The sequence below is a fragment of the Mesorhizobium sp. WSM4845 genome (assembly GCF_055811455.1).
On record NZ_JBVVQA010000051.1, the window covers coordinates 19,623 to 20,464 of the forward strand.

The window sequence follows — 842 nt, forward strand, 5'->3', positions numbered from 1 at the left end:
GTCGTCCACATGCGGACGTTTCTTGTCTACCCAGCCACCCGCAGGATCTTAAAAATATTCTTTTCACTTAATGGGCGGGGGGCGGCCCCCCCCGCCGCTGGGCCGGGGGGGGCCGTCTTGCCGTTCCGCTGTCGCCTACGGTTCAAAGCGCCTACGGTTTCATAGCGCCCATGGTTCATAGCAATTGAAGCGTGCAGTCGGTGCGCCCCGAAACCCGCAGCATCGTCCTTTGGGCGCGACGCGTCAGACTTAGGTCCTACGCAAAGGCCTGCCGAATCGGACCGAAGCCCAGCTAAGGAACGTTTGCGGCTGCCTCAAGTTTGGGTAAGCAAGGCGCTGATGCCGTCCAGCGCAAATGGGCTTACAAGTCACAGACATAAAGGAGGCAGTTATGAGAATGCATTTTTCCACCGCAGCCGCGGGCCTTTTTCTGCTGGCCAGCGTTGGCGCTGTTGCCGCTCAGGACGTGATCATCGCGCCTGAACAGGAGACCGTGATCAGGGAATATGTGAAAAAGCAGCCGCTCGCATCCGTGGAACTCCCTGGGGTGGAACTCAATATCGGTTCAACGATACCCGAGACGGTCGAGCTTCACGAGGTTCCCGACGTCGAGTATCGCTACGTCGTCGTTGACAATCGCACCGTTCTTGTTGATCCGGGCACACGCAAGATCGTCAAGATCATTCAGTGACCTGAACGCGAGGGGAGGAGACGCCCCCCCCCTGGAAATGAGAGGGGGGGGGCGGTGGGGGGGGGAGTGTGAAAATTCGGAAAAAAACCCGAATTTTTATTTACCCCCCCCAGGCCGCCCGGGGCGGTGGCGGGGGTGGGGCGGGCGGGTG

Annotated in this window: 1 protein-coding gene; it reads left to right on the top strand. The window is 59.9% G+C overall.

What is annotated here, in order from left to right:
- Positions 1-391 precede the first annotated feature (391 nt).
- Positions 392-691, top strand: a complete 300-nt coding sequence (locus AC0L2C_RS32700) for a DUF1236 domain-containing protein (RefSeq protein WP_287063699.1) — start codon at positions 392-394, stop codon at positions 689-691.
- The last annotated feature ends 151 nt before the right edge of the window (positions 692-842 follow it).

Bases quoted from the DNA above. Each gene is read 5' to 3' on its own strand.
- AC0L2C_RS32700 (WP_287063699.1), top strand. From the start codon at position 392: ATGAGAATGCATTTTTCCACCGCAGCCGCGGGCCTTTTTCTGCTGGCC.